We start from the raw sequence: 19,477 nt of genomic DNA, 5'->3' as shown, positions 1-19,477 counted from the left end.
ATCATCCCCGTGTCTGTGGTGGAGTTCGGCGGAACGGGACAAGGCGTGCTGCTCCTGCACGGCCTGATGAGCAGGGCCACCGCCTGGTGGCCGGTCGCGCAGTGGCTCACACCGTTCGGCCGCGTGGTCGGCGTCGACCAGCGCGGCCACGGCCGCAACCCGCAGCGCGGACCGTTCCGCACCGAGGACTTCGTCCGCGACGCCGCGGCCGCCATCGAGGAGCTCGGCCTCGGGCCCGCTGTGGTCATCGGGCACTCCATGGGCGGGCTGCACGCGTGGTGCCTCGCGGCGACCCGTCCGGACCTGGTGCGCGCGATTGTGGTCGAGGACTTCGCGCCGGACAACCGGGGCAGGACGGTCGACGAGTGGAAGTGGCTCTTCGACGCCTGGCCGGTGCCCTTCCAGTCGGTCGGCCACGTGATCTCGTACTTCGGCTCGCCGGTGTTCGCCGAGTACTTCGAGGAACGCCACGACGGCTGGCACCTGATCGCCGAGATGGACGACCTCTACGAGATCGCGGCCCACTGGGGCACGCGGGCGTACTGGAACTTCATCGACGCCGTGCGGTGCCCGTCGCTGGTGATCGAGGCCGGTGGGGGCGGCCAGCTGCCGGGGCAGATGGCCGAGGCGGCACGGCGTTCCGGCGGCCGGCACCTCTACGTCGAGGAGGCCGGTCACGTCGTGCACGACAGCGCGCCGTGGGTTTACCGCGGCGCCGTGGAAGCCTTCTTGAGCACGTCGATCTCGCCGGTCTGAGTGTCGACGATCGACACCTCGCGGACCCTCGCGCGGATCGGCTCGACGGGGAAGACAGCGGCGAACGCGGCCTTCACGGCCTCGTCGTCGATGTCGGCCGCGAGCGTGCAGTGCGGCACCCAGTTGCCGGGCAGGTAGTACGCGCTGGGGTTCTTCACCTTGCTCGCCAGCACGTCGTGGATGGCGGAGTGCACCGCGAGCAGCTCGGTGTCGACCACGGCACCGAGCACCAGCACGTTGTCGGCGGTCGAGAACGTGCCGAGCGTGTGCAGCCAGAGGTCCGGCATCCAGAGCCGTTCGAGGTCCTCGCGCAGCTCCTTGCGCACCTTGGGACCGATGGTGCTCGCGACGGCGTAGGTGAGGTGCGGCGGGAAGTCGTGCCGGGCGCCGATCCGCCGCCACAGGTCGCGGACCTTCCGGTCCGCCTCGTCGTCGAAGAACGCCACCAGCGCGTGCATCAGTGCTCTCCCGGCAGGGCGAAGAGGCCTTCCCGCGTCTGCTCGACCAGCCCGTCGTCGAGCAGCGAGACCAGGCACTTCTCCCGTTGCGTGATGTCGTTCCAGACGATGTCGAGGTGCGCCTTGGGCACCGGTCCCGGCGCGCCCCGCAGCACGTCCAGCAGCTTGCCCCGCACCTGGCGGTCGGTGCCGGCGAACTGCTGCACCTTCTTCACCGGCCCCGCGTAGGCGGGCCGCCCGGCCAGTTGCCAGGCGCATTCCGCGTACAGGGGGCAGTCGGCGCACTTCGGGTTGCGTGCGGTGCAGATCAACGCACCGAGCTCCATCAACGCCGCCGAGAACACGGCGGCGTCGTCCTGGTCCTCCGGCAGGATCGCCTCGACGTCCCGCAGGTCGCGCTTGGTCGACGGCGGCCCGGCGTCACCGGCACCGTGCACCGCGCGAGCCACGACCCGGCGCACGTTCGTGTCGACGACAGCGCACTTCTGCCCGTACGCGAACGTGGCCACCGCACGAGCCGTGTAGCTGCCGATGCCCGGCAGCGACTCCAGCACGTCGATGTCCGACGGCACCACATCGCCGTGGTCGCGAGCGATCGCCGTGGCGGCCTCGTGCAGCCGCAAGGCCCGGCGGGGATAGCCGAGCTTGCCCCACATGCGCAGCACTTCACCCTGGGAGGCAGCGGCCATCGCGGACGGCACCGGCCACTTCGCGAGCCACTCGTGCCAGATCGGCTCGACGCGTGCCACCGGCGTCTGCTGCAGCATGATCTCGCTGACCAGCACGCCCCAGGCGGTGCAGGAGGGACGGCGCCACGGCAGGTCGCGGGCAGCGGTGTCCCACCAGCCCAGCAGCAACTCGTGATTCATCGCCCGCCATTGTCGCAAGGGAACGCGGGGGCCCCGCGTTACCCCTGGGGTAACGCGGGGCCCCCGCGTTCCGAAGCTCAGGCGGCGGCGGTGTCCGCGGCTTGGACCTCGCGCAGCTCACCGGTGTGCACGTCGTAGACGAACCCGCGGATCTTGTCGGTGTGCGGGATGAACGGGCTGCGCCGCAGCCGCGCCATCGAGCCGCGCACGCTCTGCTCGACCTGCTTGAACGCCTCGACGGCCCAGGTCGGGCGCAGGCCGGTGTCGGCCTCGAGCTCGTCCTTGAAGTCGTCCTCGGTCACCAGCTCGAGGCCGCAGTTGGTGTGGTGCACCAACAGCACCTCGCGCGTGCCGAGCTTGCGCTGGCTCAGCGCGAGCGATCGGATCGCGTCGTCGGTGACGACCCCGCCCGCGTTGCGCAGCACGTGTGCCTCGCCCTGCTTCAAACCGAAGATCTCGAACACCCGGATGCGCGAGTCCATGCAGGTCAGAATCGCCACCTGCAGGGACGGCTTCGGGGACGAACGATCTCCGGGAACCACGTTCCCGAGCTCGTAGTTCCGCTTGAGCAGTTCGTCGATCGCGGTCATGACACCTCCATGGCCTACCGGCGGACCCCGCGTCGATTGGAACCGGAGTTAGCGCACGTTCACAAGGGTTTCAGGGTCAATGTCACGTTCACCGGATCGAGCGATGCTCGCTTCCGACTGGATTCCCGCTGGTCAGGTTACGTTCGGGCCGTGACCGAGCCCGCAGACAAGCTGCCGTCCACGGTGTACTGGCGCCGTCGCGTCGTCGCGATCGGTGCCGCGCTCGCCACACTGCTGCTCGTGATCTGGCTCGTCGGCGTGTTCGCCTCGGACGAGGAGACCGCCCAGCCGACCAACGCGGCCGCGGCGTCGTCCTCCAACCCGCCGCCGAGCACGTCGGAGACGGCCGCCGCGTCGTCCTCCTCGACGGCGCCACCCGCCACGCCGACGCAGGCCGCGCCGCCTCCCGGCCCTCCGCAGCCCTGCCCCGACGACGTGCTCGGGGTGGTGGCGAAGGCGAACAAGCCGGTGTACCACACCGGTGACCAGCCGGAACTGTCGATGGACCTGGTCAACAACGGGCCGGCGCCGTGCATCAAGGACATCGGCCGCCAGCACCGCGAGCTCACCGTGCTGACCGCCGACGGCACGACGGTGCTGTGGTCCAGCAACCACTGCCTCGCGACGGTGGGCTCCGAGGTGCGGGTGATGCGGCCCAAGGAGGTCTTCACCTACGGCACGAAGTGGGCGGGCTCGACCTCGCGGCCGGGGTGCGGCGCGCACACCCGGCTCGGGGCGGGCGACTACCTGCTCGTGGCGAAGCTGGCCGGGAAGGCCAGCTCACCCGTGGTCTTCCGGCTCGGCGACTAGGGACCGAACCAGCGTTCCTCGGCGCCACCGCGCGGTGCCGCCGACGTCTTGCCGATGAGCAGCTCGGTGGCGAGGTTGACCGACCGCGGCCGGGTCCGCTCGTTCGTGTCGAGCAGCAGCTTGCCCGCCGCGCGGCCCTTCTCGAGCACCGGCTGGCGGACCGTCGTGAGCCCGACCTCCTCGCCGGCGCGGATGCCGTCGAACCCGGTGACGGAGATGTCGTGCGGCACGCGCAGGCCGCGGCGGGCGGCCTCGGTCATCGCGCCGAGCGCGAGCACGTCCGAGGTGCAGATCAACGCGGTGATCTGCGGGTCGCGGTCGAGCACCTGGGCCGCGCCGGACGCGCCGGAGGCCGTGTTGTGGTCGAAGCGCTCGACCACGGGCACCTGCGACCAGTCGACGCCCGCCTCGCTGAACGCCTCGGCGAGGCCGGACAGGCGGTTGCGCTGCACGTGGAAGTGCGCGGCGTGCTGGCGGTCGGGTGTCACGAAGCCGTCGTTGCGGTCACGCGCCAGACGCATGCACACGACGCCGACGCGCCGGTGGCCCAGCGAGATCAGGTGGCGCGCGAGCTCGTACATCGCGCCGCGGTCGTCGATGCCGACGCGGTCGACCGTGCCGAGGTCCGGCTGGTCGCAGACGACGGTCGGGACGGGCCGCTCCAGCACCGCGGCGAGGTGCGGGTCGTCGTCGGGCACCGAGTAGACGACGAAGCCGTCGACACCCGCGCGGTGCACGGACGCGACGTCCTCGCGTTCGGGGTTGGCGGGAACCAGCAGCAGGCCCGTGCCGGCGTCTTCGCACGCCAGCGCGAGGCCTTCGAGGAAACCGATCGCGGCCGGGTCGCGGAACGCGTAGGAGAGGTTCTCGGTGAGCAGCAGGCCCACCGCCCCGGCCTTGCGCGTGCGCAACGAGCGCGCCACAGGATCCGGGCCGGGATAACCCAGCCTTCGGGCCGTGTCCAACACCCGCCGACGCAGCTCGGGCGAGAGCTGGTCGGGCCGGTTGTACGCGTTGGACACCGTTGTCCGGGAAACGCCCAGCTCAGCGGCCAGGGAGGCCAGCGTCGCCGGACGTCGCACATGCATCGACCGCGCCATGAAAGGACCGTAACGGTTCAGAACCAATTCGTGAAGTGAGGGTGACCTGCGTCCCTCCAATGACGCATCCGCGCAGGTTGGCCCATCTGCCTTGTTCAGAACATGGTCCAGACCACCAGGCGTCTCACTTCGGCGGCGCGGTCGACTCCCGCACGACGAGCCGCGGGCGGAACACGCGGGTGTAGTTGTCAGTGCCCTGCCTGCGGCGATCCGGGTCGAGGCGCAGCACCAGCTCGTCGATCGCCGCCGCCGCCATCTCCTCGATCGGCTGCGCGAGCGTGGTCAAAGCGGGCGAGGAGTAGGCAGCCAGCGGGATGTCGTCGAACCCGACGACGGACAGGTCGTCCGGTACGGAGATCCCCCGTTGGTGTGCTTCGCGCATGACGCCGAGCGCCATGTGGTCGGACGAGCAGATCACGGCCGTCGGCGTCACGGTGTCGAGCAGCTGCGCCACCGCCTGGCCGCCGCCCTCCGCGCTGAACGACGCGTGCGCCACGTACTCCGAGCCCGCCGGCAGGTGGTTCTCCTCCAGCGCGGCGGCCCACCCGGCGCGCTTGAGGCGGGAGGGCAGCGAGCGCGCCGGGCCCGAGACGAACCCGATCCGCTCGTGGCCCAGCTCGATCAGGTGCTTGGTGGCCGTGTAGCCCGCGAGCTGCTCGTCCACCGTCACGTCGGGCACGTCGAGCGCGGGCGTGGCGCCGTTGAGGAAGACCATGTGGACGCCGTCCGCGACGAGCTTGGCGTAGTAGCTCGGGCGCGGCGCCTGGCCGAGCGGCACCTCGACGTTGGTGATCTCCGGTGACACGAACACCATGCCCTCGACCCCGCGGGCCAGGAGCATCCGGACGTACTCCTCCTCGCCCATCGGGGCGCCGCTGCGGGTGTTGCACAGCAGCGAGGAGTAGCCCAGGCGGGCCGCCCGCGTCTCCAGCGCCTCGGCGAACGCGGGGAACACCGGGTTCGACAGCTCCGGCACGAGCAGGCCGATCACGCCGGTGCGTTGCAGCGCACCGAGCCCGCGCGGGGTGTAGGGCATCTCCGCGAGCACGGACAGCACCCGTTGCCGGGTCTCCTCGTTGACGCCCGCCCGGCGGTTCAGCACGCGGCTCACCGTCGAGATCGACACCCCGGCTGCCCTCGCGATCTCGGACAGTCCGGACACGTTGCCTCCTGGTCGGCTTGGTTCGGCGCAAGCCTGCCGTCTTCAGAAAAAATTTGCAACGCGCGTTTGCAAGACAACGCCGTTACGGCTTGGTTACGGTCAATGCCTTGACCTGACCATGCTTCGGGTAGTGAAATCGCCCGCAACATTCTCGCAAAACCTTGCAATACCCTCATCTCACTGGGAGATGAGGCCCAGCTGGAGGGAACGGCAGCAACGATGCGACGGACAACCCTCGTGACCGCCATGGCGACGGGTGTCGCCCTCGTGCTCACCGCCTGCGGAGGCGGTGGGTCGGGCAGCAGCGGATCCGACTCGGGCGAAGTGACCTTCTGGGACACCAGCGGCCCCAACGAGAGCCCGGTCTTCACCAAGATCGCGAACGACTGCGCCTCGAAGGGCGGTTACCGGGTCAAGACCGAGACCGTCGCGTTCGACCAGGCGCTGAACAACTACAAGACCGCGGCGCAGGGCGGGCAGGGTCCCGACGTGTTCCGCTCCGAGGTCGCCTGGGTGCCGCAGCTCGCGAAGAACGGCCTCGTCGCCGACCTGAGCGACACCGACCTCGCCAAGGACACGGGCGACTTCCTCGAGGTCCCGCTGGGGTCGGCGAAGTTCGAGGGCAAGACCTACGCCGTCCCGCAGGTCACCGACTCGCTCGCCCTGCTCTACAACAAGAAGAAGCTCGCCGACGCGGGCGTCGAGCCGCCGAAGACCTGGGACGAGCTCAAGGCCGCCGCCGCCAAGCTGGGCGGCGAGAAGTCGTTCTTCCTCAACAACGACGCGTACTACGCGCTGCCGTTCATCTACGGCGCCGGCGGCGACCTGGTCGACGCGGACGCCAAGAAGATCGTGGTCAGCTCCGCGGCGAACGTGAAGGCGCTGGAGACCGCCAAGGGCCTGCTCGACGCCAAGGCCGCGACGACCGCGCTCGACCCGACGAACTCCTACGCGAACATGCAGGCCGCGTTCTCGTCCGGCGAGGCCGCCATGGTCATCAACGGTCCGTGGGCCGTCGCCGACTACCTCAAGGGCGCCGCGTTCACCGACGCCGCGAACCTCGGCATCGCGCCGGTGCCCGGTGACGTCGCGGGCAAGGGCAGCGCGCCGGTTGGCGGCCACGACTACGTGGTCCGCCAGGGCACCAAGGCCAAGCAGTCCTCGATCAAGTTCATCCAGTGCATGAGCTCGGCAGAGGCGCAGGCCCAGATCGCCAAGGAGCTCGGCCTGCTGCCGACCCGCAAGTCCGCCTACGGCAACGCCGACGTCAAGGCCAACGCCGTCGTCTCCGCGTTCGAGCCGGTCGCCAAGGCCGCGCACGCCCGCCCGTGGATCCCCGAGGGCGGCCAGCTCTTCGACCCGCTGAAGATCGCCTACGCCGACGTCCTCGCCGGCAAGAAGGAGCCGAAGGCGGCGCTCGACGAGGTCGCCAAGGCCTACAAGGACACCGTCGTCACCGAGTACTCGATCGGCTGATTCGCCAGACGGGGTGGCCGGGGTTCGCCCGGCCACCCCTCGTCGGTCCGTCGGAGAGGAGAGATCGGTGCGCCGGTTCCTGGAACGGCACTGGTACGCGTACGCGATGGTCCTGCCCGTCGTGGTGGTCATCGCGGTGTTGGTGCTCTACCCGCTCGCGCAGGGCGTGTTCTTCACCTTCACCAACATCAACGAGGCCAACATCGCCAACCCGGTGCTCGACCGGCCGGCGAGCTACGAGGGCGTCGGCTTCAAGAACTACCTGAACGTGTTGTCGGGCGACGCCTCGTACGGCGCGTTCTGGAGCACGCTGGTCCGCACGCTCATCTGGACGTTCGGCTGCGTGTTCTTCCACTACACGATCGGCCTCGGCCTGGCGCTGCTGCTCAACCGCCAGGTGAAGGGCCGCACGCTCTACCGCGTCCTGCTGATCCTGCCGTGGGCGGTGCCCGCGTTCATCAGTGCGTTCGCTTGGAAGTACATGTTCAACGCGCAGTACGGGATCATCAACCAGTTGCTGCGCGCGGTGGGCCTGCCCGACCCGGTCTGGCTCGGCCAGTCCGACTGGGCGCTGTTCGCCGTGATCGTCGTCAACGTCTGGCTGGGCACGCCGTTCATGATGGTGGCGCTGCTCGGTGGTCTGCAATCGATCCCCGGCGACCTCTACGAGGCGGCCGAGGTGGACGGCGCCACGCCGTGGCAGCGGTTCCGGCACGTGACGCTGCCGGGCCTGCGCTCGGTGTCCTCGACGGTGGTCCTGCTGGGCATCATCTGGACGTTCAACATGTTCCCGGTGATCTACCTGATCGCCGGTCCCAACCCGAACACGCGCATCCTCGTCACCTACGCGTTCGAGCGCTTCTTCTCGGGCGCCTCCCGTGACTACGCGGTGGCGTCGACCTACGGCGTGCTGATCCTCTCCGTGTTGTTGGTCTTCGCCACGGTCTACCGCCGTGCGCTGCGCAAGCAAGGCGAGGTGTGGTGATGACGCTCGACGCTTCCTCGCTGCAGATGGTGAAGCCGGAACGCCGGCTCAAGCGCAGCGACCGCTCCCCGCTGGCCTCGATCGGCCTGCACGCGGCGCTGGTCGTCGCGTCGCTGGTGGCGGTGTTCCCGGTCTTCTGGGTGCTCGTCACGTCCTTCAAGCCGGACGCCCGCGCGGTGGAGACGTCGCCGCAGTTGTTCAACGAGTCCTCTTTGGACAACTACACCCGGATCCTGGGCGGTGAGAAGGGCGCCTTCCTCACCTGGTTCGGCAACTCGGTGCTGATCGCGTTGCTGACCACGGTGATCGCGGTTTTCCTGTCCGCGACGACGGGCTACGCGGCCTCGCGCTTCCGGTTCCCCGGCAAGCGGTCGCTGCTGATGTCGTTCCTCGTGGTGCAGATGTTCCCGTTCGCGGTGCTGATCGTGCCGCTCTACAACATCCTGATCGCCCTGGGGTTGCAGGGCAGCTCGATCGGCCTCGTGCTCGTGTACTGCACGACCGCGGTGCCGTTCTGCACCTACATGCTCAAGGGCTACTTCGACACGATCCCCACGGACATCGACGAAGCCGGGCGGGTGGACGGCCTTTCGCCGTTCGGCGTGTTCTGGCGGTTGGTGATGCCGCTGGCGAAGCCGGGGCTGGCGGTGACGTCGTTCTACGCGTTCCTGACCGCGTGGGGTGAGGTCGCGTTCGCGTCGGCGTTCCTGTCGGCCGCCGACGAGTCGAAGACCTTGGCCGTGGGGCTGCAGGTGTTCGTGCAGCAGAACCGGACCGAGTGGGGACACCTGGCGGCGGCGTCCATCCTGGTCGCGATTCCCGCGGTGATCGTGTTCTACCTGGTGCAGCGGTTCCTGGTGACCGGTCTGTCGTCCGGTGCCGTGAAGGGCTGAGGACGTAAGCGCTTACGTTTGCGAGTCGGCGAACGTAAGCGCTTACGGCTGTTCCCGTAAGCGCTTGCAATCCCTAACGTCGCGCCCAGACAAAGGTGAAAGGTGCGTCACATGGCTGAGGTGTCCTACGTCAAGGCGTCGCGGGTGTTCTCCGGCAACCCGCCGGTCCGCGCGGTCGACGAGCTGTCGCTCGACGTGGCCGACGGCGAGTTCCTGGTGCTGGTCGGACCGTCCGGTTCGGGCAAGTCGACCGCCCTGCGCATGCTCGCGGGCCTCGAGGACGTCGACGAGGGCGCCATCCAGATCGGCGGCAAGGACGTCACGAACGTGCCGCCGAAGGGCAGGGACATCGCGATGGTGTTCCAGTCGTACGCGCTCTACCCGCACATGACGGTCGCGGAGAACATGGGCTTCGCGCTCAAGCTGCGCGGTGTCGCGAAGACCGAGATCAAGGCGAAGGTCGAAGAGGCCGCCAAGATGCTCGACCTCACCAAGTACCTGGAGCGCAAGCCGAAGGCGCTGTCCGGCGGTCAGCGGCAGCGCGTCGCGATGGGCCGCGCCATCGTGCGCGAGCCCTCCGTGTTCCTCATGGACGAGCCGCTGTCCAACCTGGACGCCAAGCTGCGCGTCGAGACCCGCGCGAACATCGCGGCCCTGCAGCAGCGCCTCGGCACGACCACGATCTACGTGACGCACGACCAGGTCGAGGCCATGACGATGGGCCACCGCGTCGCGGTGCTCAAGGACGGCCTGCTGCAGCAGTGCGACACGCCGCGCGCCCTGTACGACCGCCCGGCCAACGCGTTCGTCGCGGGCTTCATCGGCTCGCCCGCCATGAACCTCAAGACGGTGCCGATCACGTCCGAGGGCGCGAAGCTCGACGGCGTCACCGTGCCGCTGTCCCGCTCCGCGCTCGACGCCGCCGGCGGCCTGGACGAGGTCACCTTCGGCATCCGCCCCGAGGCGCTCGGCATCGTGCCCTCGGGTGAGGAGGGCATGGAGATGACCGTCGAGCTGGTCGAGGAGCTCGGCGCCGACGCGCTCGTGCACGGCGCCGTGAAGATCGGCGACTCGTCGCAGCGCTTCGTCGTCCGCGTCGACGGCCGCACGCCGCCGACCCTGGGCCAGCACGTCAAGGTCGCCGTGCGCGACCACACCGAGATCCACCTGTTCCACCCCGAAACGGGCGAGCGCCTGGAGGCGTGAGTCACACGTGAAAGCCCCCGGCGTGACCGCCGGGGGCTTTTCCGTGTCGTAAACTGAACTCGACAACGGTTTCCATTACCTGATCGAGGGACAGCGTGATGACTCTCCGCAACGCTCTGGTCGGCGCTCTGGTCGGCGCTCTGGCGGTCGCGAGCCTGGCGGCCTGCGGCACGACCACGCCGTCTTCCGACAACGGGAAGATCCAGGTCGTGGCCTCCACGAACGTGTGGGGCAGCGTCGTCAAGGCCGTCGGCGGCGACGCCGTCGAGGTCAAGGCACTGCTCGACGACCCGAGCGCCGACCCGCACTCCTACGAGAGCAAGCCCGCGGACGCCGCGCTGGTCAAGGACGCCAAGCTGGTCGTGTTCAACGGCGGCGGCTACGACGACTTCTTCGCCAAGCTGATCACCAGCGACGCGACCAAGAAGATCGAGGCGTTCCCGCTGCGGGAGCACAGCCACGAGGGCGAGACGGAGTCGGCCGCGCCCGACGCCGACGGCCACGACCACAGCGTGAACGAGCACGTCTGGTACGACCTGCACACCGTGCGCGCGGTGGCCGAGGCGGCCGCGAACGAGCTGGGCGCCCTCGCACCGGACAAGAAGACCACGTTCGAGAGCAACACCCAGCAGTTCACCGCCGCGCTGGAGGAGCTGGAGAAGAAGGTCGAGGGGGCCGGCACCGGCAAGAAGGTCGCCGCGACCGAGCCGATCGCGCACTACCTCGTCGACGAGACCGGCGCCGCCGACGCCACGCCCGAGGCGTTCAGCAAGGCGATCGAGGAGGAGTCGGACGTGCCCGCCGCCGCGCTCGCCGAGATGAACCGGCTGGTCGAGGGCAAGCAGGTGAACGTGCTTGTCAACAACACCCAGACCGAGAACCAGGTCACCAAGCAGCTCGTCGAGAAGGCCAAGGCCGCCGGGGTGCCCGTCGTCGCCGTCACCGAGACGCTGCCCGAGGGCGTGACCAGCTACCTTGACTGGATGAGCAAGCAGGTGGACGCGCTGTCGCAGGCGCTCAAGGCATGACCGCGATCTCGCTGCGCGGGGCCCGGCTGTCCTACGGGGACCGCGTGCTGTGGGACTCCCTCGACCTCGATGTCGAGCCGGGCGAGTTCCTCGCGGTCCTCGGACCGAACGGCTCCGGCAAGACCAGCCTGATGAGGGTGCTGCTGGGACTGCAGCCCCTGTCGTCGGGCACGGTCTCGGTCGCCGGCGGCAACCGGGCCATCGGCTACATCCCGCAGCAGCGAGCGCTCGACCAGTCCATGACGTTGCGGGGCCGGGACCTGGTCGGTCTCGGCCCCGACGGCTACCGGTGGGGGCTCGGGTTCCGCAACCGCCGCGAGCGCCGCATCCGGGTCGACGCGGCCATCGAGTCCGTGGGGGCCACCCGGTACGCCGACGCGCCGATCGGGCTGCTGTCCGGCGGGGAGCAGCAGCGGCTGCGGGTCGCCCAGGCGCTGGTCGGCGACCCGACGGTGATGCTGTGCGACGAGCCGTTGCTGTCGCTGGACCTCGCGAACCAGCGGGTGGTGTCGGAGCTGATCGACAAGCGGCGGCGTGAGGCCGACACGGCGGTCCTGTTCGTCACGCACGAGCTGAACCCGGTGCTGCCGCTGGTCGACCGGGTCCTGTACCTCGTCGGCGGCCGGTTCCGGGTCGGCACACCGGAAGAGGTCATGAACTCCTCGACGTTGTCCGAGCTGTACCGGACGCCGGTCGAGGTCGTCCGGGTGCGGGACCAGATCCTCGTCGTCGGGGCGGGCGCCTGCGAAGAGCAGACGCACCACCTGACCTCCGGAGCGGCGTCGTGACGTTCTTCGACCTGCTCGAGCTCGGCTTCGTGCAGACCGCGCTGATCACGGCGGCGGTGCTCGGCCTCGTCGCCGGCGCCCTCGGCCCGTTCATCGTGACCCGCAAGATGGCGTTCGCGGTGCACGGCACCAGCGAGCTCGCGTTCACCGGCGGCGCGGCGGCGCTGCTGCTCGGCATCGGCGTCGGCTACGGCGCCCTCGCCGGGTCGATCATCGCCGCGGTGCTGCTCGGCGTGCTGTCGCGCCGGGAGAGCGACCGCGACTCGGTGATCGGGGCGATCCTCGCGTTCGGCCTCGGCATGGGGATCCTCTTCCTCGCGCTCTACAAGGGCAGGTCCGGCAACAAGTTCGGGCTCCTGGTCGGGCAGATCGTCGGCGTCGACTCGACCGACCTCCGGCTGCTCGTGGTGTCGTCCGTGGCCGTGCTGGTCGTGCTGGCGTTCATCTACCGGCCGTTGTTCTTCGCATCGGTGGACCCGGACGTGGCCGTGGCCCGCGGAGTCCCGGTGCGCGGGCTCTCGATCGTGTTCGCGGTGCTGGTCGGGGTGGCCACCGCGCTGTCGGTGCAGGTCGTCGGGGCGTTGCTGGTGCTGGCGCTGATGATCACGCCGGCCGCTGCCGCGATGCGGGTCACCGCTTCGCCTGTTCGGGCGACCGTGCTGTCGGTGGTGTTCGCCGAGGTGGCGGCGCTCGGGGGGATCCTGTTGTCGCTCCAGCCCGGGTTGCCGGTTTCCGCTCTGGTCACGGCTGTGAGCTTTGTGATCTACCTGGTCTGCCGGGGGGTCGGGGCGGTTCAGCGGCGAGCCGCCTGAGGGCCACGTCCGCGTGGGCGTGTGGCGTCGTACCGGTTGCTTCGGCTGTGCGTGAGCGCCTCAGGCCGAGCGGGACGTGATCGGCTTGGTCACGTCGTCCTGGCGGGGGGCAGGCATCAGGCGCGGTGGGATGTCCAGGCCTGCCACCCGCACCTGGTTGCGGCCGCTTTCCTTGGCCTTGTAGAGGGCCGCGTCCGCCGAGTGCTGGGCCATCGCCATGTCCGGGCCGTTGTCGGGGATCACGGCCACGCCGATCGAGGCGGAGATCGCCTGCAGCGTTTCCCCCTCGGGTTCCGGGGGCTGGATCTCGCGGCCGTAGAGGGTCACGACGTTGCGGTGCTTGTCGGTCGTCGGGACCGCCAGGGAGCCGATGGCCTCGCGGATGCGTTCGGCGATGGTCACGCCTTGGGCCACCGGGGTGTCCTTGAGGGCCACGACGAACTCCTCGCCGCCGTCCCGGCCCGCCACGTCGCCGGGGCGGAGCTTCTCGCGGAGGATGCGGCCCACCTCGGCCAGGACCGCGTTGCCCGCCGGGTGGCCCCACGTGTCGTTGATGCGCTTGAAGTGGTCCAGGTCGATCACCAGGACGGTCATCGGTTCGCCGTCCAGGCGGCAGCGCTCTGCCAGGCGGCCCGCGTACTCGGCCAGGCCGTTGGTGTTCAGCAGGCCCGTCCGGTAGTCGGTGTGGGCGTCGGCCGCGAGGCGTTGGTGCAGTTGTTCCTGTTCTCGCAGCAGGCGTTCCAGGTGGGTCCGGCGCTCTCCCGCGCGGGAGAGCAGGGCGTTCACGAGGATCACCGGGACGACCAGGAGCAGCGGGCCCACCCAGTGGCTCGTCATGAGCATGCCGAGCATGGCGCCGGCGCCGAGGGTGCTCATCTCCAGCATGTTGTCGACCTTGGAGCCCAGGAAGTCGAGCACCTTCGAGTTCGGGGTCACGATCTTGAAGGCGACGGCGACCGTCATCACCTGGACGAACCAGTAGAGGACCGCGGCGATGGCGAGGACCAGGACCAGGCCCAGGTCCGTGGGGACGTGGCCGGTGGCGGCCAGGGAGACGCCCGAGAGGTGGACCAGTGCCCACGACAGGAGGGTCGAGGCCAGCATCGAGGCCGTGCCGAAGACGAAGCGGTACGGCTGGCGGCGGGCGATGGGCTGGATCAGGATGCGCATCCAGATCGTGGCTATCACCGCCAGGCCGCCGGGGAGGGCCACGGCCGCCGCGAAGGTCCAGACCGACGTCAGGTCGATGTGGGGGCCGGAGGCCTCGTTGCGGCGGGCCTCCTCCGCTCTGCGGACGACGGTCAGGTGAACGGTGATCGCGGCGATGAGCGCGCCGAAGCGCAGCCAGTCGGACGGCGAGATCGAAGTGAGCTTCGTCAGGAGCCAGACGGAGGCTGCCGCGACGGCTGCTTCGAGCACGAAAAAGTATGCGATCGCACTGGGCGCAACGGTCCAAAGGTCCCAGTTGCGAATCGGAGTCAAGCCGAGTGCACGCGATCGCCTGCGATCAGTCAAACTGTTCTTCACCACGACCCCCTACGCTCATGACACTTCATGAGCTAAGCCGCCGCTGACCAGGTCGTAGACCTACCGCGCTGCTGCTCGTCGCAACGAGGAGGTGTCTTCCATGCGCAACCGTGACTTCTGAGCGCCGCCTCTCCTCGACCGAACTTCAATCATGCATCCCGATCATCCTGGTACCTCTGCAACGGATATCGCTATTGGTGACCGTTCTGTTTCAGATTGCCACCGCCTTCGTGCCGCTGCGACCGCGAGCGCGTCGCCAGGCGAAGGTGGCGTGGGTCGCCAGCAGCAGTCCGATACCGCCCGCTCCCGCGATCGTGGCCGTCACCGATCCGATCGAATGGGCGACGACACCGGCCAGGGCCATTCCTCCGCCCTGGCTCGAGCGCAACGCCGCGCGGCCAATGCCATAAGCCCTTCCGCGGTACTGGTCGGGTAGCAGCCTCATCCACGCCGAACGAGCGGGTGTGTGATAAGCCCCGCCTATACCGGCAATGACCAACAAAACGATGGTCCAGGTCAGGTTCGGATCGAGGGCGAACAAGATCAACGGCGCGAGGGACAGGATCGCGAGCGGTCCGATCAGCCGTTCCCGCTTCGCCGGATCGCGGACGAGGCGGAAGAGCAGCGCTACGCCCAGCACGTTCGCCGCGGGTTCGATGGCGAGGATCAGGCCCACCGCCCACACCGCGTTCAGGCTCGCCGCCAGCGGTACCGCGAGCCCTTCGGGGACCATCGCGAGGCCCGCGAGCATCCGGACGCCCAGCAGCGTCCTCAGCCTCGGCTCGGCCACCATCAGCGTCAGCGCGCCGCGTGGTTCGTCGTCCTTCTTCTTGCGGCCCAGCGGATCCGCGGCGGGACGGTGCTCCACCGACGTCTGCACCAAGATCGCCAAGAGCACGAACGTGGCCGCGTTGATCCCCAGCGCCACGCCCGGGCTGGTGTGGGTGACGAGAAAACCGGCGGCGGCGAGGCCCGCCATCTGCGCTATGTCGACGGACGTGCCGAAGAGGGCTACACCGTCGTCATAGCGTTGAGGCGGAAGCACGTGAGGGAGGCTCGCCTCCTGTGCTGCGAGGTACGGCGAGGAGATCGCCAGCACCACCACGAGCAGCACGATCATCGCCCACAGCGGCATGCCCGGAATGGCCATCACGGCCATCAGCACCGCCTGCAGCCACGCCGTCGTCACCATTACCGTGCGTCGCGGGAAGCGGTCGGCGACCCAGCCGAGCAACGGACCCGAAATCAGCGGCGGGAAGAGCGTCAGCGACCACGTCAGCGCGGTCCAGGCAGCGGATTGTGTCCGTTCGTACACGAGCAGTGACAATGCGACTGCCGCGAGTTGGTCACCTGCGGTCGAAGCGGTCGAGCCGATCCACATGGCGCGGAACTCGCGCAAACCCAGGAGCTCGCGGAGGGCTCCGCGGGTGGTCATGCGTGCCCTCGGCGTGCCGCGTCCCGGGCGCGGCGAATCAGCAGGTCCTGATTCGCTCTACGCCGAGTCACGTCGCCCCCGCCGGTGGTAATCAATTCCTATCGACAATCACGGTAGAAGCTGCCTGACCGTTCAACGTCTGTCCTACCACAGTGTGTACCTAAACGGAGCAGGCCGGTTACCTAAAGTAGTTACAATAGCGAAACGTAGAGCTGATCTTCTTCACAGTTGACCTGGGGTCGCCTGATTGGACCCCAAATGGTCACGCCACGTGTCAGTTGATGCCGAACGGGTGTCGACCGCTGCGCCGAGCGGTGCAACCCGGCGCCGACTCCTGCCCGGCACAACCGACAAATAGCACCGGAACGACCGTACCTCGCGCTCGGGACCGACGCGGAATAGACCACGCCGTTTGTCGTCGCGGTCACTCGCAAGTGGTTGGCAAGAGGGCTCGACGCCGTTTCCCCGCCCGCGGAACGAAACCGGTTCAGCGGGCAGGAAAACGATCACTAACGTCGACGAATGACGGCGTTTAGCGTCACGAACTAGCGGATAACGTCAGGAGAGCGGTCAGCCCTTGGCGACGATCCGGCGGCGCCGCGCGACCTCGGCGAGCACGACTCCGGCCGCCACGGAGGCGTTGAGCGACTCGACGCCCGCCGCCATCGGGATCGACACGGTCTGGTCGCACGTCTCCTTGACCAGACGGCCGAGACCGCGGCCTTCCGACCCCACGACCACGACGAGCGGGCTCGTCGCCAGTTCGAGACCGTCCACGTCCACGTCGCCGTCCGCGTCCAGGCCGACGATCATCAGGCCGGCCTCCGCCCAGTCGCGCAGCGTCCGGGTGAGGTTCGTGGCCATCGCGATCGGCAGCTTGGCCGCCGTTCCCGCGCTGGTGCGCCACGCCACCGCCGTCATCGACGCGCTGCGCCGCTGCGGCAGCACCACGCCGTGCGCACCGAACGCGGCGGCGGACCGCACGACGGCACCCAGGTTGCGCGGGTCCGTCACGCCGTCCAGGGCCACCAGCAACGGCGGCTCACCGGCACGCTGAGTTAGTTCCAGCAGCTCGTCGGGTGAGGCGTACTCGAACGGCGGCACCTGCAGGCCGAGGCCCTGGTGCATCGCGCCGCCGGTGATCCGGTCGAGCTCGCCGCGGGCCACCTCCAGCACGGAGATGCCCCGGTCGGCGGCCAGGCGCACGGCCTCGGCCACGCGGTCGTCCGCGTCGATGCCCAGCGCCACGTACAGCGCCGTCGCCGGCGTGCCCGCGCGCAGGCACTCCACGACGGGGTTGCGGCCCGCCACGGTCTCGGCCTGCGCCTTGTCGGTCTTCTGGCGCCGCTGCGTCTTCACGGCCTCGGTCTTCGCGGCCACCTTGGCCCGCTTGTACGCGGGGTGGTTCGGGCGTTCCGACGCCTTGGGGGTCGGACCCTTGCCCTGCAGACCCTTGGACTTCTGCCCGCCGGAACCGACGACCGCGCCCTTCTTCGAGCCCGGATTGCGCATCGCGCCCTTGCGCTTGGAGTTGCCAGCCACGGGAGTCAGTCGTCCTTCAAAGTCCACTGCGGACCGTCGGGGGTGTCCTCGACGGCGATGCCCGCGTCGTGCAGCTGGTCGCGCAAAGCGTCAGAACGCGCGAAGTCCCTGCTCTTGCGGGCTTCCTGGCGCTCGACGAGCAGTCGATCCACCAGCGTGGTCAACGCCTGCCGCATGCCGAGGTCGGCAGGCGACTGGTCGTTCCACTTCGGCGACAACGGGTCGACGCCGAGGATGTCGGCCATCCGGCGCACGCACTCGGCGGCCGCACGCGCCGCGTCGTGGTCGCCGTCGGCGAGTGCGGTGTTGCCCTGGCGCACCTTGTTGTGCAGTGCCGCCACGGCCTGGGGCGTGCTCAGGTCGTTGTCCATCGCGACGACGAAGTCCGGGCACATGTCGCCCCGGAGCTCGATCGGTCCCACGCGCTCGGCGACGCGGCGCAGGAACGACTCGATGCGCCCGTAGGACGTCACCGCCTCCTGCAACGCCTCTTCGGAGTACTCGATGTGCGAGCGGTAGTGCGGCGCGACCAGGTAGTACCGCAGCTCCTGCGCGCGGACCTGCTCCAGCATCGCCGGGATGGAGACCGTGTTGTCGAGCGACTTGGACATCTTCTCGCCCGCGAACGTCACCCAGTAGTTGTGCATCCAGTAGTTCGCGAAGCCGTCGCCGGCCGCGCGCGACTGGGCCTGCTCGTTCTCGTGGTGCGGGAAGATCAGGTCGAGCCCGCCGCCGTGGATGTCGAACGTGCTGCCGAGGTACGTCGTGGCCATCGCGGAGCACTCGAGGTGCCAGCCGGGCCTGCCGTTGCCCCACGGCGTGGGCCAGGACGGCTCGCCGGGCTTGGCGGCCTTCCACAGCGTGAAGTCGCGGGGGTCGCGCTTGCCGCGGACCTCGGTCTCACCCTGCTGCTGGTCCTCGATCCTGCGACCGGACAGCGCGCCGTACTCGGGGAACGAGCGCACGTCGAAGTAGACGTCGCCGTCCACGTCGTAGGCGTGGCCCTTGTCGATCAGCCGCTGCATCAGCTCGACCATCTGCGTGATGTGGCCCGTGGCGCGCGGCGAGTACGACGGCGGCAGGCAGCCGAGCACGTCGTAGGCGTCGTCGAAGGCGCGCTCGTGCGTGTACGCCCACTCCCACCAGGGCCTGCCGTGGTCGGCGGCCTTGGTGAGGATCTTGTCGTCGATGTCGGTGACGTTGCGGACCAGCGTGACGTCGGCGCCGTCGCGGGCGAGCCAGCGGCGGAGGACGTCGAAGTTCAGGCCGCTGCGGACGTGCCCGATGTGCGGGACGCCCTGCACGGTCGCCCCACACACGTAGATCGACGCCGTTCCGTTGACCTGCGGGTGGAACTCCCGCATGGACCGGCTCGCCGAGTCGTAGATGTGGAGGCTCACACAGGAATGGTACGGGCCACATCCAGCAGCGCGTCCGGGCGGTCACTCGTCGGAACCGGGTTGACGAGCCGGAAGGAGCAGCCGATGGCCTCCGCGCCGCCGTCCGCCTCCTCGCTGTCCCCGACCATCACGGCCTCGCGGGGGTCCACACCCAGCCGTTCGCAGGCCGTGGTGAAGATCTTGGGGTCCGGCTTGATCACGCCCTCCTCGTAGGAGAGGACGAACTCGTCCACCAGGTGGGTGAGGCCGTGCTTGGCGAACACGGCGCGGATGTCCCAGGCGATGTTGCTGACGACCGCCACGGGAACGCCGGCGAGGTGCTCCAGCGCGGCCCTGGTGTCGGGGTAGGGCTGCCAGGACTCGGGGTCGACGAGTTGGTCGTAGAACGCCTCCGCGTCCGGCACCAGCGCGTCGTTGAGCACCTTGACGTGCACCCAGCGGTGCACGTCCGCGTCGAGGTCGCGCCGGTGCCAGGCGTCGGCGAGGTCGGGGTCGACGCCCTCGGCCAGGCCGACCGGCGCGGTGAGCGCACGCATCAGAGCCGCGTTGGACTCCAGCTCGGGGTGCTCGAGCCGGAAGAGCGTGCCGGAGAAGTCGAAGAGCGCAGCGCGGATCGTCACCCCGCCGACTCTACGTGCCG

The 19,477-nt window shown here is 69.3% G+C and carries 19 protein-coding genes; 9 read left to right on the top strand and 10 right to left on the bottom strand.

Translation table 11 applies throughout. The features are described from left to right. Positions 1-9 precede the first annotated feature (9 nt). The gene (locus tag BMW88_RS08625; RefSeq protein WP_245777637.1) at positions 10-756 is read left to right on the top strand and encodes an alpha/beta fold hydrolase; all 747 of its coding nucleotides are present in this window, start codon (positions 10-12) and stop codon (positions 754-756) included. Here BMW88_RS08625 and BMW88_RS08620 read toward each other — a convergent pair. The 3 genes from BMW88_RS08620 to BMW88_RS08610 all read right to left on the bottom strand — a co-directional run bounded on the left by BMW88_RS08620 (position 705) and on the right by BMW88_RS08610 (position 2,673). Beyond that, positions 705-1,214, bottom strand: a complete 510-nt coding sequence (locus BMW88_RS08620; RefSeq protein WP_177220996.1) for a 2'-5' RNA ligase family protein — start codon at positions 1,212-1,214, stop codon at positions 705-707. The genes BMW88_RS08625 and BMW88_RS08620 overlap by 52 nt on opposite strands. Continuing rightward, on the bottom strand, positions 1,214-2,083 hold the full coding sequence (locus BMW88_RS08615; protein WP_089950040.1) for an HhH-GPD family protein: 870 nt from the start codon (positions 2,081-2,083) through the stop codon (positions 1,214-1,216). The genes BMW88_RS08620 and BMW88_RS08615 overlap by 1 nt, the downstream gene beginning before the upstream one ends. A gap of 77 nt (positions 2,084-2,160) precedes the next feature. Then, positions 2,161-2,673 carry a beta-class carbonic anhydrase gene (locus tag BMW88_RS08610; RefSeq protein ID WP_089950039.1) on the bottom strand — a complete coding sequence of 171 codons (513 nt, stop codon included), beginning with the start codon at positions 2,671-2,673 and terminating at the stop codon, positions 2,161-2,163. A 150-nt stretch (positions 2,674-2,823) separates the two neighbouring features. Between BMW88_RS08610 and BMW88_RS41730 the strand changes: the two genes are divergently transcribed. Next, the gene (locus tag BMW88_RS41730; RefSeq protein WP_089950038.1) at positions 2,824-3,483 is read left to right on the top strand and encodes a hypothetical protein; all 660 of its coding nucleotides are present in this window, start codon (positions 2,824-2,826) and stop codon (positions 3,481-3,483) included. On the opposite strand, the gene BMW88_RS08600 is transcribed toward BMW88_RS41730, so the two are convergent. Together BMW88_RS08600 and BMW88_RS08595 are read right to left on the bottom strand one after the other, a co-directional pair. After that, entirely contained in the window at positions 3,480-4,583 is a 1,104-nt protein-coding gene (locus tag BMW88_RS08600) for a LacI family DNA-binding transcriptional regulator (RefSeq protein WP_089950037.1), read from the bottom strand. The genes BMW88_RS41730 and BMW88_RS08600 overlap by 4 nt on opposite strands. Before the next feature lie 124 nt (positions 4,584-4,707). Continuing rightward, complete coding sequence (locus tag BMW88_RS08595) at positions 4,708-5,745, bottom strand: LacI family DNA-binding transcriptional regulator (protein WP_089950036.1); 1,038 nt, start codon at positions 5,743-5,745, stop codon at positions 4,708-4,710. Between the two features lie 219 nt (positions 5,746-5,964). Here BMW88_RS08595 and BMW88_RS08590 point away from each other — a divergent pair, with 219 nt between their 5' ends. The 7 genes from BMW88_RS08590 to BMW88_RS08560 all read left to right on the top strand — a co-directional run bounded on the left by BMW88_RS08590 (position 5,965) and on the right by BMW88_RS08560 (position 12,933). Further along, a complete protein-coding gene (locus tag BMW88_RS08590) occupies positions 5,965-7,221 on the top strand; it encodes an extracellular solute-binding protein (RefSeq protein WP_089950035.1) in 1,257 nt (418 codons plus the stop codon). 67 nt (positions 7,222-7,288) lie between these two features. Continuing rightward, positions 7,289-8,206 carry a carbohydrate ABC transporter permease gene (locus BMW88_RS08585; RefSeq protein WP_425434626.1) on the top strand — a complete coding sequence of 306 codons (918 nt, stop codon included), beginning with the start codon at positions 7,289-7,291 and terminating at the stop codon, positions 8,204-8,206. After that, positions 8,206-9,099, top strand: coding sequence for a sugar ABC transporter permease (locus tag BMW88_RS08580; protein ID WP_089950034.1), 894 nt, complete (start codon positions 8,206-8,208; stop codon positions 9,097-9,099). The genes BMW88_RS08585 and BMW88_RS08580 overlap by 1 nt, the downstream gene beginning before the upstream one ends. A 111-nt stretch (positions 9,100-9,210) precedes the next feature. Continuing rightward, positions 9,211-10,305: an ABC transporter ATP-binding protein gene (locus BMW88_RS08575; protein ID WP_089950033.1), complete on the top strand. Its 1,095-nt coding sequence runs from the start codon at positions 9,211-9,213 to the stop codon at positions 10,303-10,305. A gap of 98 nt (positions 10,306-10,403) precedes the next feature. Beyond that, the gene (locus BMW88_RS08570; protein WP_089950032.1) at positions 10,404-11,333 is read left to right on the top strand and encodes a metal ABC transporter solute-binding protein, Zn/Mn family; all 930 of its coding nucleotides are present in this window, start codon (positions 10,404-10,406) and stop codon (positions 11,331-11,333) included. Then, on the top strand, positions 11,330-12,121 hold the full coding sequence (locus tag BMW88_RS08565; protein ID WP_089950031.1) for a metal ABC transporter ATP-binding protein: 792 nt from the start codon (positions 11,330-11,332) through the stop codon (positions 12,119-12,121). Before BMW88_RS08570 ends, BMW88_RS08565 begins: the two co-directional genes overlap by 4 nt. Beyond that, positions 12,118-12,933 carry a metal ABC transporter permease gene (locus BMW88_RS08560; RefSeq protein ID WP_089950030.1) on the top strand — a complete coding sequence of 272 codons (816 nt, stop codon included), beginning with the start codon at positions 12,118-12,120 and terminating at the stop codon, positions 12,931-12,933. The genes BMW88_RS08565 and BMW88_RS08560 overlap by 4 nt, the downstream gene beginning before the upstream one ends. A gap of 60 nt (positions 12,934-12,993) precedes the next feature. Here BMW88_RS08560 and BMW88_RS08555 read toward each other — a convergent pair whose 3' ends face one another. From BMW88_RS08555 to BMW88_RS08535, 5 genes are all read right to left on the bottom strand, one after another. Beyond that, on the bottom strand, positions 12,994-14,352 hold the full coding sequence (locus BMW88_RS08555) for a GGDEF domain-containing protein (RefSeq protein ID WP_245777636.1): 1,359 nt from the start codon (positions 14,350-14,352) through the stop codon (positions 12,994-12,996). Positions 14,353-14,671: 319 nt separating this feature from the next. Continuing rightward, positions 14,672-15,895, bottom strand: coding sequence for an MFS transporter (locus BMW88_RS08550; protein WP_089950029.1), 1,224 nt, complete (start codon positions 15,893-15,895; stop codon positions 14,672-14,674). 570 nt (positions 15,896-16,465) lie between these two features. Then, on the bottom strand, positions 16,466-17,437 hold the full coding sequence (gene rlmB / locus BMW88_RS08545; RefSeq protein ID WP_089950028.1) for a 23S rRNA (guanosine(2251)-2'-O)-methyltransferase RlmB: 972 nt from the start codon (positions 17,435-17,437) through the stop codon (positions 16,466-16,468). 5 nt (positions 17,438-17,442) lie between these two features. Further along, a complete protein-coding gene (cysS, locus tag BMW88_RS08540; protein ID WP_089950027.1) occupies positions 17,443-18,837 on the bottom strand; it encodes a cysteine--tRNA ligase in 1,395 nt (464 codons plus the stop codon). Then, positions 18,834-19,457, bottom strand: coding sequence for an HAD family hydrolase (locus tag BMW88_RS08535; RefSeq protein WP_089950026.1), 624 nt, complete (start codon positions 19,455-19,457; stop codon positions 18,834-18,836). The genes cysS and BMW88_RS08535 overlap by 4 nt, the downstream gene beginning before the upstream one ends. Between the last annotated feature and the right edge of the window lie 20 nt (positions 19,458-19,477).

The organism is Lentzea xinjiangensis (assembly GCF_900110955.1).
Lineage (GTDB): Bacteria > Actinomycetota > Actinomycetes > Mycobacteriales > Pseudonocardiaceae > Lentzea > Lentzea xinjiangensis.
Note: the sequence above shows the minus strand (reverse complement) of the source record. Positions and strands in the feature narration are given on the sequence as shown.

Excerpts from the sequence above, each read along its gene's own strand:
- BMW88_RS08550 (WP_089950029.1), bottom strand. The coding sequence starts at position 15,895 with ATGACCACCCGCGGAGCCCTCCGCGAGCTCCTGGGTTTGCGCGAGTTC.
- BMW88_RS08600 (WP_089950037.1), bottom strand. The coding sequence starts at position 4,583 with ATGGCGCGGTCGATGCATGTGCGACGTCCGGCGACGCTGGCCTCCCTG.
- BMW88_RS08580 (WP_089950034.1), top strand. The coding sequence starts at position 8,206 with ATGACGCTCGACGCTTCCTCGCTGCAGATGGTGAAGCCGGAACGCCGG.
- BMW88_RS08575 (WP_089950033.1), top strand. The coding sequence starts at position 9,211 with ATGGCTGAGGTGTCCTACGTCAAGGCGTCGCGGGTGTTCTCCGGCAAC.
- BMW88_RS08620 (WP_177220996.1), bottom strand. The coding sequence starts at position 1,214 with ATGCACGCGCTGGTGGCGTTCTTCGACGACGAGGCGGACCGGAAGGTC.
- BMW88_RS08590 (WP_089950035.1), top strand. The coding sequence starts at position 5,965 with ATGCGACGGACAACCCTCGTGACCGCCATGGCGACGGGTGTCGCCCTC.
- BMW88_RS08610 (WP_089950039.1), bottom strand. The coding sequence starts at position 2,673 with ATGACCGCGATCGACGAACTGCTCAAGCGGAACTACGAGCTCGGGAAC.
- BMW88_RS08570 (WP_089950032.1), top strand. The coding sequence starts at position 10,404 with ATGACTCTCCGCAACGCTCTGGTCGGCGCTCTGGTCGGCGCTCTGGCG.
- BMW88_RS08615 (WP_089950040.1), bottom strand. The coding sequence starts at position 2,083 with ATGAATCACGAGTTGCTGCTGGGCTGGTGGGACACCGCTGCCCGCGAC.
- BMW88_RS08565 (WP_089950031.1), top strand. The coding sequence starts at position 11,330 with ATGACCGCGATCTCGCTGCGCGGGGCCCGGCTGTCCTACGGGGACCGC.